At 68.3% G+C, this 24,099-nt stretch carries 21 protein-coding genes; 10 read left to right on the top strand and 11 right to left on the bottom strand.

Annotated features, from left to right (window positions below; all coding sequences use genetic code 11):
• Positions 1 to 60 precede the first annotated feature (60 nt).
• Positions 61 to 828, bottom strand: a complete 768-nt coding sequence (locus tag PSC72_RS13095) for an IclR family transcriptional regulator (RefSeq protein WP_274321852.1) — start codon at positions 826 to 828, stop codon at positions 61 to 63.
• Between the two features lie 207 nt (positions 829 to 1,035).
• Here PSC72_RS13095 and PSC72_RS13090 point away from each other — a divergent pair, with 207 nt between their 5' ends.
• The 6 genes from PSC72_RS13090 (at position 1,036) to PSC72_RS13065 (ending at position 8,790) form a co-directional block, all read left to right on the top strand.
• Positions 1,036 to 2,952 (top strand): HAMP domain-containing protein, encoded by a 1,917-nt coding sequence (locus tag PSC72_RS13090; RefSeq protein WP_274321851.1) that lies wholly within the window; start codon positions 1,036 to 1,038, stop codon positions 2,950 to 2,952.
• 108 nt (positions 2,953 to 3,060) lie between these two features.
• Positions 3,061 to 4,212, top strand: a complete 1,152-nt coding sequence (locus PSC72_RS13085) for an ABC transporter ATP-binding protein (protein ID WP_274321850.1) — start codon at positions 3,061 to 3,063, stop codon at positions 4,210 to 4,212.
• Between the two features lie 144 nt (positions 4,213 to 4,356).
• Positions 4,357 to 5,718 (top strand): ABC transporter substrate-binding protein, encoded by a 1,362-nt coding sequence (locus tag PSC72_RS13080; protein ID WP_274321849.1) that lies wholly within the window; start codon positions 4,357 to 4,359, stop codon positions 5,716 to 5,718.
• 28 nt (positions 5,719 to 5,746) lie between these two features.
• The gene (locus PSC72_RS13075) at positions 5,747 to 6,709 is read left to right on the top strand and encodes a carbohydrate ABC transporter permease (protein WP_382261791.1); all 963 of its coding nucleotides are present in this window, start codon (positions 5,747 to 5,749) and stop codon (positions 6,707 to 6,709) included.
• A gap of 1 nt (position 6,710) precedes the next feature.
• The gene (locus PSC72_RS13070) at positions 6,711 to 7,643 is read left to right on the top strand and encodes a carbohydrate ABC transporter permease (protein ID WP_274321847.1); all 933 of its coding nucleotides are present in this window, start codon (positions 6,711 to 6,713) and stop codon (positions 7,641 to 7,643) included.
• A gap of 460 nt (positions 7,644 to 8,103) precedes the next feature.
• Complete coding sequence (locus PSC72_RS13065; RefSeq protein WP_274321846.1) at positions 8,104 to 8,790, top strand: hypothetical protein; 687 nt, start codon at positions 8,104 to 8,106, stop codon at positions 8,788 to 8,790.
• 24 nt (positions 8,791 to 8,814) lie between these two features.
• Here the strand turns inward: PSC72_RS13065 and PSC72_RS13060 are convergent, their stop codons facing one another.
• The 8 genes from PSC72_RS13060 to PSC72_RS13025 form a co-directional block, all read right to left on the bottom strand.
• Positions 8,815 to 10,053, bottom strand: coding sequence for an ABC transporter permease (locus PSC72_RS13060; protein ID WP_274321845.1), 1,239 nt, complete (start codon positions 10,051 to 10,053; stop codon positions 8,815 to 8,817).
• Positions 10,054 to 10,863 carry an ABC transporter ATP-binding protein gene (locus PSC72_RS13055; RefSeq protein ID WP_382261789.1) on the bottom strand — a complete coding sequence of 270 codons (810 nt, stop codon included), beginning with the start codon at positions 10,861 to 10,863 and terminating at the stop codon, positions 10,054 to 10,056.
• Positions 10,864 to 10,888: 25 nt separating this feature from the next.
• Positions 10,889 to 11,242, bottom strand: coding sequence for a hypothetical protein (locus tag PSC72_RS13050; protein ID WP_274321844.1), 354 nt, complete (start codon positions 11,240 to 11,242; stop codon positions 10,889 to 10,891).
• A 121-nt stretch (positions 11,243 to 11,363) separates the two neighbouring features.
• Positions 11,364 to 14,183 carry a DUF1508 domain-containing protein gene (locus PSC72_RS13045; RefSeq protein ID WP_274321843.1) on the bottom strand — a complete coding sequence of 940 codons (2,820 nt, stop codon included), beginning with the start codon at positions 14,181 to 14,183 and terminating at the stop codon, positions 11,364 to 11,366.
• Positions 14,184 to 14,365: 182 nt separating this feature from the next.
• Positions 14,366 to 15,568 (bottom strand): tryptophan--tRNA ligase, encoded by a 1,203-nt coding sequence (locus PSC72_RS13040; RefSeq protein WP_274321842.1) that lies wholly within the window; start codon positions 15,566 to 15,568, stop codon positions 14,366 to 14,368.
• Positions 15,569 to 15,786: 218 nt separating this feature from the next.
• The gene (locus tag PSC72_RS13035) at positions 15,787 to 17,049 is read right to left on the bottom strand and encodes a beta propeller repeat protein (RefSeq protein ID WP_274321841.1); all 1,263 of its coding nucleotides are present in this window, start codon (positions 17,047 to 17,049) and stop codon (positions 15,787 to 15,789) included.
• Positions 17,050 to 17,137: 88 nt separating this feature from the next.
• Complete coding sequence (locus PSC72_RS13030) at positions 17,138 to 17,962, bottom strand: MBL fold metallo-hydrolase (protein WP_274321840.1); 825 nt, start codon at positions 17,960 to 17,962, stop codon at positions 17,138 to 17,140.
• A gap of 102 nt (positions 17,963 to 18,064) precedes the next feature.
• The gene (locus tag PSC72_RS13025; RefSeq protein ID WP_274321839.1) at positions 18,065 to 18,793 is read right to left on the bottom strand and encodes a sugar phosphate isomerase/epimerase family protein; all 729 of its coding nucleotides are present in this window, start codon (positions 18,791 to 18,793) and stop codon (positions 18,065 to 18,067) included.
• A gap of 176 nt (positions 18,794 to 18,969) precedes the next feature.
• On the opposite strand from PSC72_RS13025, the gene PSC72_RS13020 reads away from it, so the two are divergent.
• Complete coding sequence (locus PSC72_RS13020) at positions 18,970 to 19,503, top strand: gamma carbonic anhydrase family protein (protein ID WP_274321838.1); 534 nt, start codon at positions 18,970 to 18,972, stop codon at positions 19,501 to 19,503.
• Here PSC72_RS13020 and PSC72_RS13015 read toward each other — a convergent pair whose 3' ends face one another.
• Complete coding sequence (locus PSC72_RS13015) at positions 19,504 to 19,875, bottom strand: SHOCT domain-containing protein (RefSeq protein ID WP_274321837.1); 372 nt, start codon at positions 19,873 to 19,875, stop codon at positions 19,504 to 19,506. It lies immediately after the preceding gene.
• Positions 19,876 to 20,015: 140 nt separating this feature from the next.
• Between PSC72_RS13015 and PSC72_RS13010 the strand changes: the two genes are divergently transcribed.
• Positions 20,016 to 20,684, top strand: a complete 669-nt coding sequence (locus PSC72_RS13010) for a DUF2270 domain-containing protein (RefSeq protein ID WP_274321836.1) — start codon at positions 20,016 to 20,018, stop codon at positions 20,682 to 20,684.
• 94 nt (positions 20,685 to 20,778) lie between these two features.
• Here the strand turns inward: PSC72_RS13010 and PSC72_RS13005 are convergent, their stop codons facing one another.
• A complete protein-coding gene (locus PSC72_RS13005; protein WP_274321835.1) occupies positions 20,779 to 21,228 on the bottom strand; it encodes a hypothetical protein in 450 nt (149 codons plus the stop codon).
• Positions 21,229 to 21,354: 126 nt separating this feature from the next.
• On the opposite strand from PSC72_RS13005, the gene PSC72_RS13000 reads away from it, so the two are divergent.
• The gene (locus tag PSC72_RS13000) at positions 21,355 to 22,977 is read left to right on the top strand and encodes a hypothetical protein (RefSeq protein WP_274321834.1); all 1,623 of its coding nucleotides are present in this window, start codon (positions 21,355 to 21,357) and stop codon (positions 22,975 to 22,977) included.
• A 154-nt stretch (positions 22,978 to 23,131) separates the two neighbouring features.
• The gene (locus PSC72_RS12995) at positions 23,132 to 23,605 is read left to right on the top strand and encodes a DUF6789 family protein (protein ID WP_274321833.1); all 474 of its coding nucleotides are present in this window, start codon (positions 23,132 to 23,134) and stop codon (positions 23,603 to 23,605) included.
• Positions 23,606 to 24,099: the final 494 nt, after the last annotated feature.

Here is a 24,099-nt window from a genome sequence, read left to right as displayed (position 1 = left end):
GAACGGGGTAGTGGGGTGACGGGGTTTTCGGCCGCGATCCGTTCGCAGGTAGAAAACGGCTTAGTCGGAGTCGGTCGACAGCGCGTTCTCGACGGACCGCGAAGCGCTGACGACGAGTCCGGATATCTTCGCTTCCAGGCGGGTCTCAGAGAGGCTCTCCGGGGGGCCCGTGACGTACACTGCGCCGATAGGGATGCCTTCTTCGTCTAGCACGGGGGAGGCGACACCGTGGACGCCCTCACGGTACTCTTCCAGCTCCGTCGCCGTTCGCTGCCCGCGAACGGATTCGAGTTCTTCTGTCAGGGCGGCGGTGTCCGTGATAGTCTCGGCCGTGTGTTCGGTCAACGGCTGCTCGTCGAGGACGGTCCGACGCTCGGTGTCGGGGAGGTGGGCGAGCACGGCCTTCCCGGCGGCCGTCGCGTGCAGCGGGAGCGAGTCGCCGAGGGATCCCACCGTGTCGACGTCGGCGCCAGGTCGCTCGCGGTAGACCGAGGAGGCGACGCCGTTTTCGTAGACGACGAGGCTGGCGACGTGGCCGACCGAGGCGACCAGACTGTCGACGGTACGGCGACCGGCCTCGACCGGATACTCCGAGCGAGCGCCGGCTCCCAGCGTCCACATCCCGAGCCCTAACCGGTATTCGCCGCCGTCCTCGACGAGGTATCCGCGGTCCGCGAGCGTGCGGACGTGCTTGTATACTCCGCTCTTGGACCGGTCGAGGTGATCCGCCAGCGCCGTCGGCCCAGCGCCGTCGAGTTCGCGGATTCCTTCGAGGATCTCGAAACTCGTCACGGCCGTCTGCACCGTCTTCCCGTCGTCCGGTGTCATACTCTTCCGTTCCGGCGGGAAGTCCTTATACGTTCGCAGATAGGAAACGGTGGTGGCGCGCTCCGACGCAGCATGCGGTGTTCGCGGGCCGCTGACAGCGGCGTTCGGCGACCAGCGGTTCGCGAGCGGGCTGACGGGCCGACCGCCGTGATACCCTGTCGTGTGGGAACATTTATTACACCGCGGTCGAATTTGCCAGAAACAACCATGGAGGACGATATCGGTGACGAAACCGGGGGAAGTGGGGCCCTTGGGGCGATACGCGCGGCCGTCCCGGATTTCGTCCGCAAGCGGTTCATCCTGAAGTTCGCGTTGATACTGGCGGTGATGGCACTGACCGTGGCGCTCATCGGAGCGACGGCGACGGGGAAGCTCTCGTCGCAGGTCGAGCACGACGTCGAGCAGGAGTACGAGGACCTGGCGACCCAGAAGGCGACGGTCGTCGAGAAGTGGATCCAGCGCAACTCGGTGTCGGTGAAGCTCGCGTCGAAAAACGCCGTGCTGACCCGCGACGGCGACAGGGCCGGCTACCAGATACGCAACGAACTGGCGACGACGGGGGCGAACCTCTACGGCGTCCAGTCGATCTATCTCGTCAATCGATCCACGTCGCCGGCGTCCGTGGTGGCGAGTCCCCAGTTCCCGTTCGACACCGACGTGTCGGCCATCGGGCGCGAGTGGCTGGAGAACGTCTCGACCGAGGAGATGGACGTCGCGGACGTGCACACCACCGACGTGCACGTCGTCGACGGGGACAACCGGGTCATCGCGTTCGTCAGCCCCGTGCAGGGGACCGACGACCGGTATCTGGTCGTCGAGTACAAGGTCCAGCAACTGGCGAACTCCATCGACCAGGACGGGATCTCGTCGCGGTTCACCCAGGTCGTCGACGCGAACGGGACCGTGCAGGTCGCCGCGCGGTCGAGCGAGATCCTCCGGCAGTACGGCAGCGAGGACGCGCTACGGCCGGTCAGCCTCGCCACCGAGGAGTCGGGCCCGGCGGGCGGTTCCGCGGGCGTGATCCCGCGGATGGGGCCGCACTCGCAGGTGCTCGACGAGGAGTACACGGTCGGGTACGCGCCGGTCCGGGTCTTCGGCTCGGACCTCTCGTGGGTCGTGCTGGTCCACGAACCGACCAGCGACGTCTTCGGGTTCGTCCAGACCATCTCCCTGTGGGGGCGGCTGTCGACGCTCGGCGGCGTCGTCTTCATCGGCCTCGTCGGCACCGCGATCGGGCTCAGCACGACCCGCGACATCAACCGGCTGCGCCGCCGCGCGGACGAGATGCGGGAGGGGGACCTCGACGTGGCCATCTCCTCGCCACGGATCGACAGCATCGGCCAGCTCTACGACGGGTTCGACGACATGCGGCGCTCGCTGAAAGAGCAGATCGAGGCGGCCGAGCACGCCCGCCAGCGCGCCGAGGTGTCCCGGGCCGAGGCGATCGAGATGAACGAGTACCTCCAGGAGAAAGCCGAGGAGTACTCCGACATCATGCAGCAGTGCGCCGAGGGCGACCTGACCCAGCGGCTGGAGCCCGACAACGAGAACGACTCGATGGACCGCATCGCCCGCGAGTTCAACGACATGGTCGCGGAACTGGAGAAGACGACCGGGCAGCTCCGCAGCTTCGCCGAGGAGGTCGAACACTCGGGCGAGGTCCTCCAGTCCAGTTCCGAGAGCGTCAAGACCGCCAGCGAGCACGTCGCCAGCTCGGTCCAAGCCATCTCCGACGACGCCCACGACCAGAAGGAGCAACTGGAAGCCGTCTCGGCCGAGCTCGACGATCTGGTCGACCTGTTCGACGAGTACGCCGCCGAACACGACGAACTCGACGTCGCTGAACCGCTCGACAACCTCGAAGAGATCGCCCAGACGGTCTCGCGCGTCGCGGAGATAAGCGAGCAGACGCTGGCCGAGACGGAACTCGTCGCGGGCGCCGCCGAGGAGCAGGCGGCCGAACTCAACGAGGTCACTCAGCGGGCGAACGACCTCACCCAGTACGCGGGCCCGCTCAGCGAAGTGCTCGACGGCTTCGAGACCGAGACCGAACGCGAGTTCTTCTACCCCAACCGCGAGGACGGCCGCCCGTCCGACGAGGGGCCGATATCGGGCGACGACTGATCGACCCCGAGCGCGCCCGGGTTGCGGATTTGCGACCGATCGTGGGACTGGCGACCTATCCGAAAGAAAGGGAAACGATTTTATGCGTGGTTTGTGCTACGCTGTATCATGGCAAATCTGTCCCTAGAGGCAGCTACCAAGCAGTACGGTGACGGTGACGAGGGTGTCCTGGCGGTGGACGAACTGGACCTGGACATCGAGAGCGGCGAATTCCTAGTGCTCGTCGGCCCGTCCGGGTGCGGGAAGTCGACGACGCTCCGGATGGTCGCCGGGCTCGAGACGCTCTCGGACGGGCAGATAACGCTCGACGAGGAGGTCATCAACACGCGGACGCCCCAGGAGCGCGACATCGCGATGGTGTTCCAGTCGTACGCGCTGTATCCGCACATGACCGTCCGCGAGAACATGTCCTTCGGCCTCGAAGAGTCGACCGATCTCCCGGACGACGAGATCGAGGAGTTAGTCGAGGACGCGGCCGAGACGCTGGGTATCACGCCGCTGCTCGACCGGAAGCCCGGCGACCTCTCGGGCGGCCAGCAACAGCGCGTCGCGCTGGGGCGGGCCATCGTCCGGGACCCGAAGGTGTTCCTGCTGGACGAGCCGCTGGCGAACCTCGACGCGAAGCTGCGGGCCGAGATGCGGACCGAACTCCAGCAGCTCCAGGACGAACTCGACACCACGACCATCTACGTCACGCACGACCAGACGGAGGCGATGACGATGTCCGACCGCATCGCCGTCCTCGACGGCGGCGAACTCCAGCAGGTCGGGACGCCCATGGAGTGTTACCACGAGCCGGCCAACCAGTTCGTCGCCGGGTTCATCGGCGAGCCCTCGATGAACTTCTTCTCGACGACGCGGGAGGGTGACACCCTGGTCGGCGAGCACTTCGAGTACGACCTCTCTGAGGAGACGCTGGCCGATATCGGGGACGCGGAGGACGTCGTGCTCGGCATCCGTCCGGAGAACGTCGAGGTCGGGGACGGCCTGCCGGGTGAACACGTTTTCGACGGCGTCGTCGACGTGGTCCAGCCCCAGGGATACGAGAACACGGTTCACCTCCGCTTCGCCTCGCAGGACGAGGACGCCGACACGCTCACGGCGACCATCGACGGCATGCGAGCGCTCCAGTGGGGCGAGGAAGTCGACATACGGATCCCCGAGGACGCGATCCACCTCTTCGACGGCGTCACCGGCGAGGCGCTCCACAACCGGGTCCTCGAAACGGTCGAGAAGGTCGAACAGATCGGCACTGCGTGACCACGGGACTCGGCTCGCTCGCCGCCGACCGCGTTTGCGCTCGCATCGCTGTCGGCCAGTAGCCAGTTTTTCGCCTCCGCGGTCGGACAACATCACGAAAAATTCGGTAAGTATTTATGGGTCGGTTTAGCACGTGTGTATCGTATGTCAGACGATAGCACTGGTGGCAGTACGGGCGAGTACGTGACGCGGCGTCGAGTTGTCGCCGGCACGGCGACGGGGCTCGCCGCATCGTTCGCAGGGTGTATCGGTGGCGGCGGTGACGGTGGCGACGGCGGCGACGGCACCGACGGAGGCAGCGGTACTGACAGTGGCGACGGTGGGACGCCGACGATGACGGACAACGCGATGGAGGCGTTGCACGGGTGGACCGGCGGTGACGGCGCCGCCGCGGTGGGGAAACTCGTCGACATGTGGGAACAGCAGCACCCGGACATCGAGCACGACATCAAGCCGATCGGCGGCGACGCCAACGAGAACCTCAACGCGACGGTGGCACGCCGCCTCGCCAACCGCAACCCGCCGGACGCGTTCGCCTCCTGGCCGGGCAAGACGATGCAGCAGTACGGCGGCCGCCTCATGAGCGTCTCCGACGTCTGGGAAGACGCTGGCTACACGGACACGATGCATCCGAAAGCCGCCGAAGCGTGCCGGCTGAACGACGCGTACCGGGCGGTGCCGCTGGGGTCACACCGGTTGAACAACCTCTTCTACAACGTCAGCGTGCTCGAAGAGGCCGGCGTTGACCCGGAGAGCCTCACGTCCTACGACGCGTTCATCAGCGCGTTAGACAAGGTCAAGAACAACACCGACGCGATCCCGATGACGATGACCACGCGCGGGTCGTGGGCGAACCTGCAGTACTTCGTCGAGTTCTTCCTCGGCACGGAGGGCGCCGACGCCTACGACGCATTCATCAACGGCAACGGTGACAAGCAGGCCGTCGTTCGCGCGCTGAAGAAGACGAAAAACGTCATCGAGAACTACTCCAACGAGGACAAATCGTCGATCAGCTTCCCCGAAGCCAACGACAAACTCATCGCGGGCAACGCCGCGTTCTTCACCATGGGTAACTGGGCCTACGGGATGTATCGCAACACGGAAGACTTCAAATTCAACGAGGACTGGGGGTGGGTCCCGTTCCCCGGCACGGGTGACATGTACGTCTGGCACCTCGACTCGTTCCTGTTCCCCCGCGACGGCAACGCGCCGCGCAAGGCCAAGATCTTCGCCGAATTCCTCGGCCAGAAAGACGTCCAGGTGGAGTTCAACAACCTGAAGGGGTCGATCCCGCTGCGGACGGACGTCGACGGGAGCAAACTTACCGAGTTCCTCAGCCTCAACGTCGACGACCTGAACAACCTGGAGAAGTTCCCGCCGACGCTGGCTCACGGCCTGGCCGGCACGTCCGACCAGCTCAGCGCCTGCAAAGACGCCATCGCCTCGAACTTCATGGGGCCGTACAAACCCAAGGCCACCGCCGACGAACTGATGAAAGTCTTCTGACCAGCCTCCAAACTTCAACTCACAATTTATGGCAAGCTCGCAAGACACAGTGTCCGGTTCCCAGAGCGTCGGTAGCGGCGCCGAACGCGACTGGCGTACGAAGCTCCGGGTGTACTCGAAGAGCGACTTCGTTCGGTCGTTCCCCTACTGGTTCATCCCCTTCTCGATCATGGGACTGGGGGTGTACGGCGGGATCGGCTACAACACGCTGATCTCCCTGACCGACTACGAGGGTTTCAACAAGGGGCCGGATTTCTCGCAGTTAGACCTGGATATGTACGTCCAGGCGATGAACGACCCGTGGGTGTGGACGACGGGTAAGAACACGTTCGTGCTGTTGATCGTGTTCACGACGGTGACGATGCTACTGGGCCTGTTTTTGGCGATCATGCTCGACCGGGGCATCCGCTTCAAAGAGCAGATCCAGACGGTCTACCTGCTGCCGATGGCGCTGTCGTTCGTCGTCACCGCCCAGTTCTGGCTCTGGATGTACAACGTGAATAATGGCCTCGTCAACATCCTCCTCGGCGTAGTCGGGTTGGGCCCGTACAACTGGATCGGCAATCCCGAGTTAGTACTCGGCGCGGTGATCTTCGCGCTGATCTGGCAGTTCAGCGGCTACGCGATGGTCGTCTTCCTCGCGGGATTACAGTCGATCCCCGACGACCAGTTCGAAGCCGCCCAGGTCGACGGCGCCAGCATCTTCAAAACCTACTGGCGCGTGATTATCCCCCAACTCAAATCGTCGTCCGTGAGCGCGGCGGTGATCCTCGTGATCTTCGCGCTCAAAGCGTTCACGTTCCTGTTCTCGATGTTCGGCCAGTACCGCGTGCCCAAAGCCACCGACATCCTGGCGACGCTGATGGTCCGCGAAGCGTTCAAACTCCAGAACTGGGCCTACGCCGCGGCGATTGCGACGATACTACTGCTGATGGCACTCGCCGTGATCGCGCCGTATCTCCACTACCAGCACAAACAAGGGAGCCTCTAACATGAGCAAAGCAACCCAATCTGTCGATGAGAGTTTCGCGGACATCCTGCCGGAGTGGAACTACTGGCGGATCGGCCTCTCGCTGATCGTCACGTTCTTCTTCGCGTTTTTCCTCGCGCCGATCTGGACCGGCCTGGTCACCTCGTTCAAGACCAGCGCCGCGGTCACCGGCACGACGCCGTTCGTCCCACCGGGAGCGGGCGGGTTCACCCTGCAGAAGTGGGGCCGCGCGATCGACCACCTCTCGACCGGCTTCGTCAACAGCCTGATCATGACGGTGCCGGCGACTATCGCGACGGTCTTCTTCGGCAGCACCGCCGCCTACGGTCTGACGCTGGTCGACTGGGGCGACCGGGCCCAGTTCGGCGTGCTCGTGCTGTTCCTCATCGGCATCTTCATCCCCTACCAGGCGGTGCTGGTGCCGCTGTCGGACTTCTGGATCAACGTCTTCCCGCTCGCCGAGATCCTCGCACCGGTGTGGCAACTGCCCTTCCTCGAACCGGATCATGCGCGACTACTCTCGCTAACGATCACCCACGTCGTCTACGGGATCCCCATCTGCATGCTCCTGTTCCGCGGGTACTACATGACGCTCTCGGAGGAGCTGGTCGAGGCGGCGAAGATCGACGGCGCGACGATCACGACGATCTACCGACGGATCGTCCTGCCGCTGTCGAAACCGATGATCGGCGTCGTCTTCATCTACCAGTTCACCCAGATCTGGAACGAGTTCCTGTTCAGCCTGACGCTGATCGGGAGTTCGTCCAGCCCCGCGGCGACAGTCACCCTCGTCCTCTCCGGACTGGGGGCCGACCTGTCGGGTATCGACTTCGGGCTGCGGATGGCCGGCGCGCTGTTCGCCGCGCTACCCACCATCATCATCTACGTCCTGTTCGCCGAGCAGTTCGCCAAGGGCCTCGCCTCCGACAACTGATCGGCGGTCGGACGCAGCCCGACACCTATCCTATCATTTGCTTACAATGATTGTATTTCAGAACTGAATTGAACCGCCGCGAAGCCACTTTATGGCGACTGCATATGGGATATCGCGTCGTAGAGTGCGTTACTATCGGGGTAATCTGCCTTCGGCGCTTTTATTTCGTAAGGCGGTTCCGGTGATTCAGGTCAGATCATCTCAGTTCGGAACATCGGGTAAATAGCCCGAAAACACTCGCTATACGGCGAAAGATGCTCCATCTAGTGTGTCACGGATCTCGATTGCGGCGTTCTGGCGAAAAATAACATAGCAGTTACCGATTCGTCGTACAATAAGATATATGATAACCATCGCCTCGGGCTGACGACCGTATCCCGTGGCGGATCACCAAGTTGCGCCTCGGGCCGAGGTGATATTGAATCGACACCATCATGGGACACCGGCGAGACGGTCGTCTGTGCCACGGTCCCTGCCCGGATCCACGCGGGGTGAGATCTACGTCGCCCTCGGATTCGCGTTGCTCCTCAACCCGTTCGTCGTCGGCGCGTTCGACGTCGGCGACCCGGACAGCTACACCTACGAACCGAAGGAGATCACCTTCTACGACAACGGCACGGTCGATCGGCCGGCCGGCGTCAGGGACGTGGATCCGGCCGTCGCCTGCTTCGAGGCGCTTCCGCAACGGACCTGTATGCTCGAACGCGCAATTCGCGCGAACGGCGGCGTGCGGTACGACGGGCTCTCGTCGACGTTCCTCCGGCACGACTACCAGTACGTCTACGTCTACGGCGAGGGCTTTTTCGCACCGGTCGCCGACGACCTGGGCAACGACACCGTCGAGTACACGATCCGCCCGGTCTCGCAGTCTGCGGCCCTCGACTCCATCGCCGAACCGAGCAGCGACGCGTCCAGGGGCGTCCGGACCGCGCTCGAAACCGGCGAGTACCGGACGAGCGACCCGCTCGACGGCGCGAACGAACTCGTCACGCACGACGGGGACTACTACGTCGTCTCCATGGTCAGCTCCCGGACGACGACGGGCGGGCGCCGGACGTCGGTCGTCGCGCTCCAGTGGGCGCTCGGGCTCGTCGGCGCCTGGCTCGTCCTCCGCGGACAGCGTCTCCGCGTGATGGCCGACGCGTAGCGGCAGGCTGTCACTTCCCGCTCCTCACTCGTACCGGAGCGCGTCGATGGGGTCGACGCGGGCCGCTCGCCAGGCGGGGTAGAGGCCGGCGACGACGCCGGTCAGGACCCCGACGGCGACGGCCGCAGCGGCCCACCCCGGCGCGAGCGTCAGCGGGATCTCCGCGTAGCGCGTCGCGACCCACCCGCCGGCGATGCCGAGCGGCACGCCGAGGAGCGCGCCCAGCGCGCCCAGCAGCACCGACTCCGCGAGGAACAGCTGCATCACGTCGCGGCGGCGGGCGCCGACGGCCTTCATGATCCCGATCTCGCGGGTCCGCTCGGTGACGCTGACGAGCATGATGTTGGCGATGCCGACGGCGCCGACGACGAGCGCGATGACGGCGATGCCGGTGACGAAGCGGGTGAGCCGGGAGACGATGCGCTCGATGCGCTCGACCAGGTCGGCGTTGGTCCGGGCCGAGACGGTGTAGCCGTCGGGGACCAGCCGCGAGGCGTCGGCGTTCCCGCTCGCGAAGTACTCGCGGACGCGCTCTTTCGTCGCGGTGGTGTCGCCGGGGGCGGTGACGACCGTCACCTGCGGGTAGACGAACTGGCTGGCGACCGCGTTCGGGCTCTGGACGACCGACTGGTAGAACGGGTCGGCGGGCAGGAACACGCGCGGCCGGTCGCTGAACGACCCGAAGGGGAGCTGGCCGCCGGTGCCGTTGACGACGCCGACGACGGTGACGTTCTCCCGACCGCCCGCGGCGAGCGTCACCGTCAGCCGGTCGCCGGCCGAGAGGTTGTCCGCGAACAGCCGCGCCGCGGGGCGATTGACGACGGCCTCGCGCTCGCCGTTGCGGAACGCGCGGCCCTCCTCGAAGTCCGCGGTCGCGAACGCGGTCGCGTTGGTCGCGGTGACCTGACTGCGGGCGACCGTCTGGTTCGCGTGGCCGATGGCGCTGACCGGGACGATCCCTCGCGGGACGACTCGCTGGACGCCCTCGATGTCGCGCAACTGCCGCAGGTCGTACTCGGTGAACACTGGCTGGCCGGCGCCGCCGAACCCGCCCTCGTCGGTCTGGCTGGCGACGAGATAGATCTCGTTTGCGCTGGATCCCTCGATCTCCGAGACGACGTCGGCCTTCAGGCTCGCGCCGAAGGTGGCGAAGGTGACGACCGCGGCGATGCCGATGACGATGCCGAGGACCGTCAGCGCGGCGCGCAAGCGGTGGGCCCGCAGCGAGCGGAGACTGATCCGCAGCGTCTCGGCGAGGTCCATCTATCCGGTCTCCGCCCCCGTTCCCGTCCCTCGTTCGTCCGCTCCGCCCACGCGCTCCGCGACGGTCTCGACGCGTTCGATCTCGCCGTCGCGGACGTGGACGATCCGGTCGGCGTGCTCGGCGATGTGGCGTTCGTGAGTGACGAGCAGGATGGTGTTCCCCGCCTCGTGTAACTCCTCGAACAGCGCCATGATCCGCTCGCCGGTCTCCGTGTCGACGTTGCCCGTCGGCTCGTCGGCCAGCAGGAGGGCGGGGTCGGCCGCCAGCGCGCGGGCGATGGCGACCCGCTGGCGCTGCCCGCCCGAGAGCTCCGTGGGCCGGTGGTCCAGCCGGTCGCCCAGGCCGACCTCGGTCAGCAACGCCTCGGCGCGCTCGCGGCGGTCCGCGCGACTCCACCCCTGGAAGACGAGGGGGAGCGCGACGTTCTCGACGGCGGTGAGCCGCGGCATCAGGTTGAACGTCTGGAAGACGAAGCCGACCGTCCGCCCGCGGACCCGCGCCCGCTCGTCCTCAGACAGCGCCGCGAGGTCCCGTCCGTCGAGCCGGACCGCCCCCGCGGTGGGCGTGTCAAGCCCGCCGACGAGGTTGAGCAGCGTGCTCTTGCCGGAGCCGCTCGGCCCCATGACGGCGGTGTAGGACCCTTCGGCCAGCGCGAGCGAGACGCCCGACAGCGCCTCGACCGTGGCGCCGTCCTCGTAGGCCCGCGTCACGTCGACGAGTTCGACCACCGGTTCGTCGCCGTCCCGTCCCGGTGTCGGCGCCCCCGGCGCGTCACTCTCGGGGTCCGCCGTCTCGGTCGCGTCGGTCACACCCGTTTCAGGTGCCCCATTCAAATCAATCATCGGTCGCGCGGCGGCCCGCGCCGACCGCGCCCGCGACGAGACAGAGGAGAATGCCGCCGTAGAGGCCCAGATGAACCGGGCTGTCGGGGGCGATCACCACCGCGATGGCCGCCATCCCGAGGCCGTACGCGGTCGCGGCACCGATCGCGAACTCCTGCGGTCGGATGTCCGCGATCGTCGCGAACGCGCCGCCGAGACCGACCGCCACGGCGATCACGACCGCCAACGTGGGCGCCTCGCCGATCCGCTCGGCCACGGCGGTCCAGTAGACCGCTTGAGGTGGCCACAGAGCGGCGCCCGCGACGGCGGCGAACACGGCGCTGATTCCGGTCGCTCGCGCGTTCACGACAGCGGGTTCGGTGCCCGATCGGAAAGCAGTTCGCGCGTTCGTCGTCACGGCCGGCCGCCCCGGGTACGTCGCCACGACCGGCGGCCTCGGGTCCGGCGACGCCCGGACGGGGACTCGCCTACTCGGCCGTGGAGACCCAGGCGTCCGGGCCGAGCGACTTGATGGTCGAGAGGTCCTCCTGGGCCTCGACGCGGCTCTGGAAGGTCGCGATGCTCTCGGCGAGCTCCTCGCCGTGGTCGTCGACGAGCCGCCAGGTCCACCCCTCGTCGGTGCGGTGGAACTCGAAGGCGGCGGAGTCGATCTCGAGGACGCTCGCGTCCCCGAACGCCTCGCGGGCCGCCTCGATGTCCCGCTCCGCGGCGGCCTGTGACTCGTGATAGCCCGCGGCGGCCCCGACGACGCGCTGTTCCTCGTCGACGAGCCGCCACGTCCAGCCCCCGTCGGCTTCCTGGAGTTCGAAGGCCACGTCGTCGTAGTCGAGGACGTCCGCGTCCGGCGCGAGCCTGCTCACCAGGCCGACCGCGGACTCGACGGCCTCGCGCCCGTCGTACGTCGTCGACGCGCGGGCGAGGGTCTCGTGATCGGCGTCGACGAGCCGCCAGGTCCATCCGTCGTCCGTGCGGTAGCAGTCGAACGCGGCGTCCCGGATCTCGTAGACGGTCGCGTCGGCCGCCGAGGACTGCAGGTCCGAGACCGCCGCCGCGACCGCCTCTCGGTCCTCGTAGGTCACGTGCCCGGTCGCCACGGACTCGCGGTCCGCGTCGACGAGTTCCCAGTGCCAGTCGTCGGGGTCGAGGCGGACCGCGAGACTGCCGACGGTGGCGACCGGCGCGTCGGTCGCGTCGGCCGCGAGCGACTCGACGGCGGCTTCGGCCTGGTGGCGCGTGCCGAACTCCGTCGGCGACTCGGCGACGATCCGGCCGTCGGGGCGGACGAACCGCCACCACCACTCGTCGTCGCCGTCGGCGTAGACCTGGAAGATGCCGTCGCGCATCCGGCGCTCGCCGACGTCGCTGACGGAGCCGACGAGGGCGTCCATCGCCTGCCGGGCGGCCTCCTCGGAGTCGTAGCGCCGCGCGCTGTCGGCGATGGTGTCGCCGATGTCGTCGACGAGCCGCCAGCCCCAGCCGCCGTCGTCCTGGAACAGTTCGAAGGCCGCGTTCTCGATCTCCAGGTGCTCGGCGTCGGGCGCGTTCTCCTGCAGGGTCATCATCGCGCTCATGGCGTCGTCTTTCGACTCGTACTCGCCCTGGCCGGAGTCGGCCAGGACCGTCCCGTCCTCGTCGATGAGGCGCCAGCGCCAGGCGCCGCCCTCGGCCTCGTACACCTGGAAGGCGGCCGTGTCGAACTCGATGAGGTCCGCCTCGGGCGCTTCGCTGCGGACGCGCTCGACCACCGCGGTGGCCTCCTCGTCGGACTCGTAGGCGTCCGTGCTCCGGGCGTGGACCGCGCGTTCGGAGTCGACGAGCCGCCAGTGCCACGCGCCGTCGCGCCGATACGTCTCGAACTCCAGGTCCTCGATCTCGACGACCTCGGCGGACCCGGCGTGGGACTGCAGTTCCCTGGCGCCGGCGGCGGCCGTCTCGGCGTCGCCGACGGTCTCGACGCCGCGGGCCACGGGCGATCCCGTCTCGTCGACGAGGCGCCACGCCCAGTCGCTCCCGGTCTGGTAGACGTCGTAGGTCGGCTGGCCGGCGACGACGGTGCTTGCGCGCTCGACCCGTTCGAGCAGGTCGTAGACGGCCTCCTCGGCGACGCCCTTCGACTCGTAGGCGCCCGCGCTCGACGCCAGGCGGCGGTGGGCCTCGTCGCGGAGGTGCCAGCGCCAGCCGTCGTCGGCCGAGCGCAGTTCCACGCCGTAGGCGTCGACGGCGAGTTCGGTCGCCTCGCCGACTCGCTCGCGGAACGCGTCGATGTCGGCCCGCACTCCCGAGCGGTCGTTCTGGGTCTCGACGCCCTCGGCGAGCGGGTTGCGGTCCTCGTCGACGAGCCGCCAGACGAAGTCCGAGCCGCGTTGCTGGACGTCGAAGGCGGCCTCGTCGCGGACGATGACGTCGGCGTCAGGGCCGTGGTCCTTGATGACGTTGATGGCCGACTCCGCGGTGTCCCGCGACTCGAAGTCGCGCCCGCCTTCCGCCACGGCGCCCCCGTCGTCGCGCAAGAGGTGCCACTGCCACTGGCCGTCGCCGCCCTCGTACAGCCGGAAGGCCGCGTGCTTGATCTCCAGCAGGCTCGCGTCGGCGACCTGCTCTTTGACCGCGTCGACCCGCTCCTCCGCTTCGAGCCGCGAGAGGAACGATCCGGTGCTGCCCGCGACGGCGTTCTGGTCGATGAACCGCCAGCTCCACTCCGTGTTCCGCTTGAACACCGCGAACAGCCCGCCGCGGTCGGTCTTCCCGAGAGCGATGTCCGGGTGTTCGTACTCGTGGCCGACCGTCGTCTCCGAGAAGTAGCTCCGCTCGCCCGTGACGACCGGGACCATGATGACCACCCCGGCCACGACGGCGACGCCCGCGGTGTAGACGGCGATGATCTGCCCGCTGTAGCTCGGCGTCCCGAAGTGCCAGTTCCGCGGGTAGTACATCCCGAACATCACGACCGCCGCGAGCCCGACGACCGTCCCGGTGACGGCCGCGTAGAGGCTCCGGTTGGTCACCGGTAACAGCGACACGATCCCGAGCAACGACAGCAGCAGGCCCGGTGCGGCCAGCAACACCGCGATCTTCCGCACCAGGTACACGGTATCGGTCGCGGCCCCCGTGCCGCTCGGCCCGAGCAGGTAGACCAGCATCCCCCCGATAGCCAGCAGGTACCCCGTCACGAGCAGGGTGTACCCGTAGACGTCCATCTTCGACTCCGGTTCTCGTACGTACTTCGTGTACAGTTCGAACAGCTGCCCGTCGTAGGGCGCCCCCCGACTGTTCGTTTCTGTCGACATGGCCCACCGGACAGGGGTAGTACTAATAAGTCTTCAGACAGTTCATCCCGCTCTGGCCGCGATTGTAACCGGCAAGTACCCGGCCGTAAGCCGATCAGGAACCGGAAATCGACATGGCCGCGCTGCGAACTCGGCGGGGCCACGCGCTGCGAACTCGGCGGGGGCCAACTCGTCCGCCGCTCTCACTCGAACACCGACGGCCGCAGTCGCGCTCGCTCGTCCCCCGTGAGCCGATACGGCTCGAGTTCCTCCTCCAGGTCGCCGAGCGCGTCGCGTCGCTCCCGGTGCTCGGCGAGGAAGTCGCCGATCCGCTCGGCGGCGATCTCCTTCAGTTCGCCCGTCAGCAACTCGCCCGAGCGGTACCGGGCCGCGAGTTCCTCGACGCGCTCGTCGTCGGGTTCGAAGAACGTGTGGAGGTACTGGTAGGCCACGTCGACCGAGGGATCGCCGCCGTGCTCGCGGTGCTCGTCGACGTCGACGCGGCCGCCGGAGTGGGCGTACTGCATGATCTTCTCGCGGACGGTCTCGCGGTCGTCGGTCAACTCGATGGCCGGCGCGTCCGACGAGGAGGACATCTTCCCCGGCCCGTCGAGGGCGGGCAGGAACTTCCCGAGCAGTGCGCCGGGCTTGTCCACGTCGAAGCGCTCCTTGGCGGCCACGTCCCGGCAGACCCGGACGTGGGGGTCCTGGTCGACGGCGATGGGGACCAGCGTCGGGTGGCGGCCGTGGACGAGTTGCGGGAGGAGCAGATGGGTGGCCTGCATCGCCGGGTAGAACGAGAGGCCGACGTTGTCGGGGTCGCCGTAGGTCGCGTCGACGGTGGACTGGGTGATGCCGGCGGCGACGCGGGCGGCCTGCGGGTAGAGCACGTCGGCGTCCAGTCGATCGACGACGATCCGCGTGCGCTCGGGGTCGAAGCCGACCGCGAGCAGGTCCCTGAGATTGCTGCGGGTGGCCGCCTCGATCTCCGCAAACGAGAGGTCCTTGGCGTAGAACTTCTCGTCGTCCGAGAGCGGGACGTAGACGTACGCGCCGGTCGCCTCCTGCAGTCGCTTCGCGAGGTAGAAGACGAGGACGTGGCCGAGGTGCATCGGTCCCGAGGGGCCGATGCCGGTGACGATAGAGTGAGTCTCGCCGGCCTGGGCCGCGTCGAGATACCCGTCGACGTCCCGGCCGGCGTAGAAGACGCGCCGCCGGAGCATCGGGTGGTCGGGGAACCGGCGGATCTGCTCGTCGGTGAGCCGGTCGGCGCCGAACTGCTCCAGCAGGCGGTCGTAGTCGACGGTCCCCTCCACGTCGTAGGGCGTGACGGTGAACTCGTCCGGACGGTCCGTTTCTGTCGGCTCCTGTGCCGTCTGTGCGTCGGTCGCTGTGTCGTCGTGCATGTGTGTCTGTGGGGCTGCGGTGGCTGGCGGGCGAATCGGTCGGGAGAACGAGGGAGCGCCGCGCCCGGCGCGGCCGGGTTAGGCCCGGCCGCCCGCGGTCGCGACACTGTCCGCTCTCGAAGCGGGCGGGCGCCAGCGCCACGCGAGAGCGGACTGCATTCGACTCGGGGTACTCCGCTGGGGCGAAAAAAGATTTCGGCCGGGCGGCCGTGGTCGTCCTACACCCAGACGCCCTCGCGGTACGTCTCTACCCACTCGGGCGCGACCCACAGCGGCTGGGCGCGCTCGACGGACGCGACCGACGCGTTCGTCTCGGTCGACGCCGGCGTCTCTGCCGGCGTCGGAGTGGTCGTCGCCGTCGCGGTGGTGGTCCCGTTCGGTGTCTCGGTGGCGGTCCCGTTTGAGGTCTCCGTGGCGGTTTCGGTCACGGGTGCCGTGGCGGTCCCGTCCGGCGACGTGGTCGCGGTGGTACCGCCACCGCCGCTCCCGTCGCGGACCCGCTCGACGATCCGGCCGTTGTTGCCGACCGCGACGTCGACGCCGCGGGTGCCGTACGCGACGCCCCGGAGTTTCGTCTCGACGGGCGTCTGGGTGCGCTCCCACTGGCCGGTCGAGACGCGGTCGTACACCTTGCCCCCGTCGCCGGCGGCGACGCCCCCGTCGGCCGTCCGGTCGACGGCGCGGATGCTCTGCCTGCCGTCGTCGATGACGTGGGGCGTCCACCGGAAGCCGTCGTAGCGGTAGACGATGCCGTTGCCGGCCGCGACGTTGACGTCTCTCGGGCCGACGCTCGCGACGTCGAAGAAACTCGTCCCGGCGAAGTCGATACCGATCCGGGTCCACGACTCGCCGCCGTCGCTCGACCGCGCGACGAACTGGCTCGTGCTGACCACGTGGCCGTTCGACCGCGAGTTGAAGTCGATGCCGGGGATGGTCGACCCGCCGCCGGGCTTGACCACGTCCCGGTACTTCACGGCGCCGCTGTCCTGCCGGACGCCGACGAGCAGCTCGCCGGACCCGTTGACGAAGTAGAGCCGCTCGTTCTCGCCGGCCGTGCCGCGGACGGCGCAGTCCTCCCACGTGCTCGTCTTGCCCTTCGGCGCCGAGTAGTTCGTCAGCGTCTTCGTCTCGACGTTGTACTCGCCGATGACGCCGCTGCCGCCGACGAACCAGATGGCCGCGCCGTCGTCGGTGACGTCCACGCCGGTGAGCGGCCGACTGCGGGCCTGCGGGCCGTACTCGACGACCTTCCGCCAGCCGTCGGCCGTCCGCCCCACGACGTCGCCGCCGCCGCCGACGGCGAACGGCCCCCGACTCGTCTCGACCGCGTCGTTGAGCGGCTTGTCCGTCGGCGACTCCGCCGCGGTCCACTCGCCTCCGGTCTCGTCGTCGCTCTGGGCCACAGCGGTGGCCGTCCCGGCGGCCCCGAGCGCCGTGACCCCCGCGAGTCGCACGAACTGTCGCCGCGTGTGTTCTGACATTGTCGAAGCTCCGACCAGCGTTGCCCGGCCGCGCTCTTGTACCTCCGAGACCCTCCCGGCGACGGGAGCGTCTGGCCGTCGCGTCCGCTCAGAGTTCGAACCGCTCGCCGTCGACGGCCAGGGGGTCGTCGAACGCGCGGTCGGCGTCGAGGAAGTGCGAGACGTGGACCACCCGGGTCTCGTCGGCGTTCAGGTCCGCGCCGAGCGCCTGCGCGCCCTCGACGGTCATGTGCTTCGTGCCGAAGGTCCGCGCGAGGCCGTCGTCGTCGAAGTGCGCGCCGCCCGCCGGGTGGTGCTCGCAGTACTCCGCGGGGACGATGCCGTCGGCGAGCAGCAGGTCCGGGTCGTCGAGCACGGCCCGGGACGCCTCCCCGATGTCGTACGTCGTGTCGCCCGATATCGAGAGCTTCGCACCGGTCTCGGGGTCTTCGATGGCGAGGCCGTAGCAGTGCAGCGGCGGGTGGTCGACGGGGACGAGCGTCACCTCGAACCCGCAGGTCTCGATGGGCTCGAAGGGCGTGCGCGGGAGCACCTCGACCTGGTCGAGGTAGTCGTAGCGGCGGCGGACGGTCTCGGCGACGCTCTCGTCCGTCTGTGGGTCGGTCTCGTCGGCGGCGTACACCGGGAGGCGGTCGAGCAGGCGGTAGACGTGCCCGAGGCCGTCGAGGTGGTCGAAGTGGATGTGCGTGACGACGGCGGCGTCGGGGAGCGGGACGTCGCGGGCGAGAAACTGCTGGCGGAAGTCGGGGCTGGCGTCGACCAGCAGCGACTCGCCGGTGCGCTCGTTGCGGACGTGGACCGAGAACCGGGAGCGCTCGACGCCGAGTTCCGCCGCGCGCTCGCAGGTGTCACAGTCGCAACCGGGCGTCGGCGTCCCCGTCGTGTCGCCGGTGCCGAGGAGGGTGACGTCCATCGACCGAGGCAAGGCGAGGGGCGGGCCTAAAGGGTGCGGTCGACGGCGGCGGTGTGACCTGTCGCCGGCTGCGGACCCGGCCGTGAATTCACCTGCGTCCGGTCAACAGAGTTCGTTCGTCCGCGAACCGGCCCGTTCGAGCGACGCGACCGGGTCCGCGCCCTCGTACTCGTAGATCAGCCACTCGCTGTCGTTCGCCGCGACGGCGTCGGCGATCCCGTCTAGGTCGAGGTCGCCCTCGCCGACGGGGACGGACTCGCCCGCCTCCACGTCGTAGTCCTTCAGGTGGACCAGCTGCGAGCGGTCGCCCAGCGCGCGCAGTCGCTCGACCACGTCGTCGCCCGCCGCGAGCGCGAGGCCGAGGTCGAGTTCGATCCCGAAGGAGGTCTCGTCGAGGAAGGCGTCGAACCCGGATTCCCCGTCGAGGTCGGTGAACTCGTGGTCGTGATTGTGGTAGTGCAGCGCCATCCCGTGCGCGGAGAGCTCGTCGGCGAGTTTCGCGAGGCGCGCGGCCGCGGCCTCGACCGCCTCGACGGACTCGAAGTGCTCGGCGTCGAGCCACGGGACGACCACGTGTTCGACGCCCAGCTCGTCGTAGAACGCGACCGTCTCCTCGAAGTCGCCTTCCAGCTCGTCGATGGGGACGTGGGCGCCGGCGACGTCCAGTCCCGTCTCGTCGAGCGTCTGGACGACCGCGTCGGGGTCGGCCTCGGTGACGCGGTAGGCGAACTCGACCCCGTCGAAGCCGGCGTCGGCGACCAGTTCGAGCACGTCGGTGAACGGGCGGTCGACGTCGCGGAGCGTGTACAGCTGGACGGCGGAGCGCGTCATACCCGACGTGTCACCCGGCCGGCTGAAAGGCGTTCGCGTCCCGGTCCGCCGCGCCGGTTCCCGTCCGGTTCCACTCGAAACGAGGGGCGACGCGGGATCGCGAACCGCCGGATCCGGCCGCCGCGCCGTCGCGCGGCGGGTCAAGAGTTTAGGCGTGGGAACCCGTCGCACGCTGTATGGACAGTCGCGAGTACGCCTTCGAGGGGACGGCGCCGGACGTCCACGGCTACGCCCACGTCAGTCGCGAGGCGACCGTCGTCGGCGACGTGACGGTCGAAGCCAACGCCAACGTCTGGCCCGGGGCGGTCCTCCGCGGCGACGTCGGGCCGGTGCGCGTCGGCCGGCAGTCGGCCGTCGGCGACAACGCCACCGTCCACGTCTCGGCGATCGGCGAGAAGGTGATGGTCGGCCACGGCGCCGTCCTCAACGACGCAACCGTCGAAGACGGCGCCCTGGTCGGCTTCAACTCCACCGTCAGCGACGCCACTATCGGCTCGGGCAGCATCGTCGCGATGGGCACCGTCGTCCCGCCGGGCTACGAGGTCCCGCCCGAGTCGTTCGTCCGCGGGATGCCCGCCTCGGTCACCCCGCTCTCCGAGACCGCGATCGACCCCGAGGCCGTCTTCGAGGCGTTCAACTCCGGCGACTACGCCAACCTCGCCGAGCGACACGAGAACCTGTTCGCGCCGACCGACGCGCGCGACGAGTAGTCACTCCCGTTCCATCGACAGCTCCCGCTCGGTCCGATTCGCACTGCCGCCGGCCCTGCCGTCCTCGACTTCGACTAGCCGCTCCATCCGCCGCTCGAATTCCGCGTCGTCGATCTCCCCGCGGGCGTAGCGCGCTTTGAGTTCCTCCAGCGGGCTCTCCTCGGCGGACTCGTCGGAACTCCCAGACCGATCGCGAAGCGCCGGCCAGATCTCGTTGCCGACGATGGGGATCAGCGGCGTGAGGAGGAACCACCCGACGATGAACACCACGGCCGCGGCTTCGAAGCTCACGAACAGTCCGGCGAGCAGCCCGAGCGGGAGCGTCAGGATCGCGACGACCGCCGCGATACCGCCCAGCAGCCGGTGGTCCATACGCGACTGTTCCGACGACGCGCTGAAAACGGTTGTTGTCAGGTACCAACGGACACGGCCCTCCGCGCGGATCCGGCGTCGCCGAAACCCCCGGTAAGGGCCCGCTAGCTATCCGGGTGGGGGCCGAACGCATCGCAGAGATGGTCGAAGACGGTTCGGAACCCTCGGCGGCGCAGACCGATGCCGACTCGCGGAGGATCGACAAAGAGGAGGCGATGGCCAGCCTGACCGGGAACTTCTACCGCGGGGAGGTCGAGCGGACGGCCTCCTGGCGGGGCCGGCTGGACCAGACGACCAACTGGGCCGTCGTGGTCGTCGGCGCGATCCTGACTTGGGCGTTCTCCAGCGGTGACAACCCCCACTACGTGATCCTGATCGGCGTGTTCGGCGTCTCGGCGTTCCTCGTGATGGAAGCCACCCGCTACCGCGAGTACGACGTCTGGCGAAACCGCGTCAGGATCCTCCAGACGGACCTCTACGCCGAGATGTACGCGCCGTCGCCGGACGCGGCCGACTGGCAGACCCGCCTCGCCCAGGACCTCCGGAACCCCGAGTTCCACCTGACCATGCGCGAGGCGCTCACCCACCGGCTCCGCCGGTCGTACCTCGCGCTGCTTCTCATCCTCCTCGCGGCCTGGGTCGCCCGAGTGACCGTCTTCCAGCCGTCCCAGCCGTGGACGGAGACGGCGTCGATCCTCGGCGTCTCCGGCGTGATCGTCGCTACCGCGGTCGGACTGTTCTACGCCGTCGTCGTCCTCGTCGCCGCGGTGTCCGTCCGCGGCGAGACCGTGATGGAGTTCCAGGAGTGAGCGACGACCCGCGCGGCCGGTCGGCCGTCGTCAGCGGGCAGTCGCTCGAACGGTTCGTCCGCAGGAGAACGCGCCGGTGAAGTGACTCGGCCGCTCAAAGGCCGCTCTTGTTCATCACGCGGGTGACGTCTCGCCAGTTGCGGACGGTCCAGTACCCGAGGCCGGAGGCGATCATCGCCGCCGACAGCAGGTACGCCGAGAGGTGCGACGCGACGACCGCGTCGGGGTTCGTCAGCCCGTAGACGACGCCCTCCGTGCCGAGGCCGATCATCACGAAGCCGACGATCCCGACGCACGTCGCCGTGACGAGCGCCTCGCGGCCGTAGTACTCGGAGTGCTCCGCGGCGAGCAGGGCGGCGACGAAGCCGACCGACCCCGCGAGCACGTAGACCGGGAGTCGCCCGACGAGTCCCCCCGCGTTGCCCGACGCGATCCCGACGATCCCCAGAAAGGCCGCCGTCAGCGCGAGCGTCGTCGCGCAGATCAGCGGCCCCGCCTGTACCAATACTTCGCGTTCGAAATACCCGTTCGCCGACGTAGCCATCGGCCTAACAACGGCGGTTTCCCCACAAAAAGCCCCGTCAGCCGCGCGTCAGCCACATGTGAGCTGAACGAACGGTCGCCCGTCGCGCCAGCGGGTTTTTTGCCCGCGCTGGTCCACCTCACACCAATGACCGACCACGTGTCGCTCGTCCGGCGCTCGCTCGCCGGGACGGACGAGTTCGACCGGCGCGTCCGCGACCAGGGCGGCCGCCTCGCCGACGCGCTCGCGGAGGGGGCCTTCGGCAACGACGCCGCCACGCTCGGCCTCGAACTCGAAGTGTACGCCCTCGATCGGACGGGCGAGTCGCCGACGCTCGCGCCCGTCCCCGACGCCGTCTACGAGGGACCGGCCGACAAGGAACTGGGCCTGCACAACGCCGAGCTCAACGCCGCTCCGAGCCGGTTCGACGACGGCGGGATCGCCGCGCAGGCCGAGGAGGTGGCTGCCGACCTCGCCGCGACGCGCGAGCGAGCGCGCGACCACGGGCTCGAAATCGTCCTCGACGCGATGCCCGCCGTCGCCCCCGAACCGGGGACCCACGAGTACCTCGACGACGTGGAGATCCGGGGGACCGACGGCGACCCGAACGACGCCGCGGCGCCGACTGACCGCCGAATCGTCGTCCCCGGCGGCGGACCCGACGACCCCGTCCTCGTCGCCAGGAACATGCGCAAAGACCCCCGCTACGGCGCGCTCGACAACGTGGCCGTCCGGCGGGCGGGCGGCGAGATCGAGTTCTCGGTGCCGGGCGCGACGGCGGGCTACCGGACGATCCTCTTCGAGTCGCTCGCGACCTCGATCCAGCCTCACGTGCAGGTGCCCGACCCGAGCGAGTTCCCCCGGTATCACAACCTCGCGGTCCGGACGCTCGGGCCGCTGCTCGCGCTGTCGACCAACTCGCCGTTCCTGCCCGGCGACTGCTACGGCGACGGCGTCGACCCGGAGCGCCTCGTCGACGACACTCACCACGAACTCCGCATCGCGGCCTTCGAGCAGTCGATGAACCAGGGCTGCCGGAAGGTTCGCGTCCCCGACGACCTCGGCTCCCCGGCAGATGCGGTCGAACACGTCGTCGCCGACGAAACGTTCGCGCCGTTCCTGCGCGAGTGGATAGAGGACGAGGACGACGTGGAAGAGGAAGGACAGAAGGGCGGCGACCCGACGAGTGCCGCCTGGGAGTTCGACTACAAGCGCGGGACGTTCTGGCGGTGGGTCCGCGGCGTCGCCGGCGGCGACCCGGTCGACGGCGCCTGCGACGAGCGCTCGCTGCGCATCGAGTACCGCCCGCTCCCGACCCAGCCGACGGTCCGCGACATCGTCGGTTTGCAGGTGCTCACGGCGGGGCTGCTCCGCGGGCTCGTCGCCGCCGACCACCCGCTCGAAAATCTACCCCACGAGGCCGCCGAGGAGAGTTTCTACGCGGCCGTCGAGGACGGCCTTGAGGCCGACCTCGCGTGGGTCACCGCCGACGGCGAGCGGACCGACGACTCCGAGACGATCTTCGCCGAAGTCTTCGAGTTCGCCCGCCGCGGTCTCGACGAGCAGGGGGTCGACGAGGAGACGCAGGACCGCTACCTCGACCCGATCGAAGCGCGCTGGGAGGCCGGAGTCACGCCCAGCGTGTGGAAGAAACAGCGGGTCCGAGACCACCTGGACGACGGTGACGACCTCGAAGCGGCGCTCGCCGAGATGCAGCAGAAGTACGTCGAACTGAGTCGCGAGCGCGAGTCGTTCGCCGATTGGATATAAGGGCGAAATCCGCCGGTCCGCCGGTTCCGTGCGGAACCTGTGCCGGTTCGTTGCCGGATCGTTGCCCGGCATAACCGCACCGCGTTCGTGCGCCGTGACAGCACGGACACACGCCCGCGCCGGCTTCTTTCACTGCTCGGGAGTCGGTTCGAGTATGTCCACTGCGACAGAGACGACCGGACAGACCGAGACGGCGAACGAATCGTGGCAGGCGGGCGTCGTCGGGGGGATCCTCGGCGCGCTCGCGATGGGCGCGCTGATCCTCGCCACGAACGAACCAACGCTCGCGGTCGCGATCCCCTCGCTGTACGCGCTGGCGCCGCCGCCGAACGCCGCCGCGGGGATGTTCGTCCACGTCTCCCACGGCGCCGTGCTGGGCGTCGCCTTCGCCGCTATCGTCGGCGCGCTCGACCTCGATTCGACGGGGAAACTCGTCGGCGCCGGCGCGGCCTGGGGCATCGTCACCTGGGCGGTGTTCGCCGCGCTGATCATGCCGGTGTGGCTCTCCGCGGCCGGGTCGCCCGCGTCGCCGCCGTTCCCGAACTTCGCGCCGCCGTCGCTGCTGTGGCACCTCGTCTACGGGGTCGTCCTCGGCGGCGTCTACGCCGCGACCGTCGGCCGACTGTAAGCGGTCCGGCAGTACGCCTCTCGGCGGCCACGTCCATCAGATGCTGCTTTCGGACCAGATCTTCCACGCACCGGTTTCGTTCGTCCTGAGCGTGGCTCGGAAGGTTGAAACTGTACAGTCGCTTCCCCGCTTTTCTTCGCACGGACCAGCGTGCTTGTAGGTGACTCGAACGACCGCTCGGTCGCTGGACTCGTCCTGTAGTTCCATTTCTTGGATCTCCCTCGGGCCGCGGTGTTGACCACGTCCTTCCGCGTATTCAGACCGGATCTCCTTCAGTTCCGATTCTGAGTGGATGTATTCGATTATCGTCTCGCGCTCCCGTTCAGTGTAATATCTCTTGGCGACTCCTTCAGGACTATTCGGGTATCTTGGTGTATCTGTAGATCTCTGTCCGATTGTAGAGCAACCTGTGATACCAACACTTCCCATCGCAGCAATTGTCCCAAGTAAATTACGCCGCTTCACACGTCTACTATAAAGTCAAATCAATATGT

The organism is Halosimplex aquaticum (assembly GCF_028747785.1).
GTDB lineage: Archaea > Halobacteriota > Halobacteria > Halobacteriales > Haloarculaceae > Halosimplex > Halosimplex aquaticum.
Note: the sequence above shows the minus strand (reverse complement) of the source record. Positions and strands in the feature narration are given on the sequence as shown.

What these genes read in the sequence shown, in the direction of transcription:
- PSC72_RS13025 (WP_274321839.1), bottom strand. Translation starts at nt 18,793, where the DNA reads ATGACGCGCTCCGCCGTCCAGCTGTACACGCTCCGCGACGTCGACCGC.
- PSC72_RS13070 (WP_274321847.1), top strand. Translation starts at nt 6,711, where the DNA reads ATGAGCAAAGCAACCCAATCTGTCGATGAGAGTTTCGCGGACATCCTG.
- PSC72_RS13045 (WP_274321843.1), bottom strand. Translation starts at nt 14,183, where the DNA reads ATGTCGACAGAAACGAACAGTCGGGGGGCGCCCTACGACGGGCAGCTG.
- PSC72_RS13000 (WP_274321834.1), top strand. Translation starts at nt 21,355, where the DNA reads ATGACCGACCACGTGTCGCTCGTCCGGCGCTCGCTCGCCGGGACGGAC.
- PSC72_RS13005 (WP_274321835.1), bottom strand. Translation starts at nt 21,228, where the DNA reads ATGGCTACGTCGGCGAACGGGTATTTCGAACGCGAAGTATTGGTACAG.
- PSC72_RS13095 (WP_274321852.1), bottom strand. Translation starts at nt 828, where the DNA reads ATGACACCGGACGACGGGAAGACGGTGCAGACGGCCGTGACGAGTTTC.
- PSC72_RS12995 (WP_274321833.1), top strand. Translation starts at nt 23,132, where the DNA reads ATGTCCACTGCGACAGAGACGACCGGACAGACCGAGACGGCGAACGAA.
- PSC72_RS13080 (WP_274321849.1), top strand. Translation starts at nt 4,357, where the DNA reads ATGTCAGACGATAGCACTGGTGGCAGTACGGGCGAGTACGTGACGCGG.
- PSC72_RS13020 (WP_274321838.1), top strand. Translation starts at nt 18,970, where the DNA reads ATGGACAGTCGCGAGTACGCCTTCGAGGGGACGGCGCCGGACGTCCAC.
- PSC72_RS13090 (WP_274321851.1), top strand. Translation starts at nt 1,036, where the DNA reads ATGGAGGACGATATCGGTGACGAAACCGGGGGAAGTGGGGCCCTTGGG.
- PSC72_RS13060 (WP_274321845.1), bottom strand. Translation starts at nt 10,053, where the DNA reads ATGGACCTCGCCGAGACGCTGCGGATCAGTCTCCGCTCGCTGCGGGCC.
- PSC72_RS13085 (WP_274321850.1), top strand. Translation starts at nt 3,061, where the DNA reads ATGGCAAATCTGTCCCTAGAGGCAGCTACCAAGCAGTACGGTGACGGT.
- PSC72_RS13075 (WP_382261791.1), top strand. Translation starts at nt 5,747, where the DNA reads ATGGCAAGCTCGCAAGACACAGTGTCCGGTTCCCAGAGCGTCGGTAGC.
- PSC72_RS13035 (WP_274321841.1), bottom strand. Translation starts at nt 17,049, where the DNA reads ATGTCAGAACACACGCGGCGACAGTTCGTGCGACTCGCGGGGGTCACG.
- PSC72_RS13015 (WP_274321837.1), bottom strand. Translation starts at nt 19,875, where the DNA reads ATGGACCACCGGCTGCTGGGCGGTATCGCGGCGGTCGTCGCGATCCTG.
- PSC72_RS13030 (WP_274321840.1), bottom strand. Translation starts at nt 17,962, where the DNA reads ATGGACGTCACCCTCCTCGGCACCGGCGACACGACGGGGACGCCGACG.
- PSC72_RS13040 (WP_274321842.1), bottom strand. Translation starts at nt 15,568, where the DNA reads ATGCACGACGACACAGCGACCGACGCACAGACGGCACAGGAGCCGACA.
- PSC72_RS13010 (WP_274321836.1), top strand. Translation starts at nt 20,016, where the DNA reads ATGGTCGAAGACGGTTCGGAACCCTCGGCGGCGCAGACCGATGCCGAC.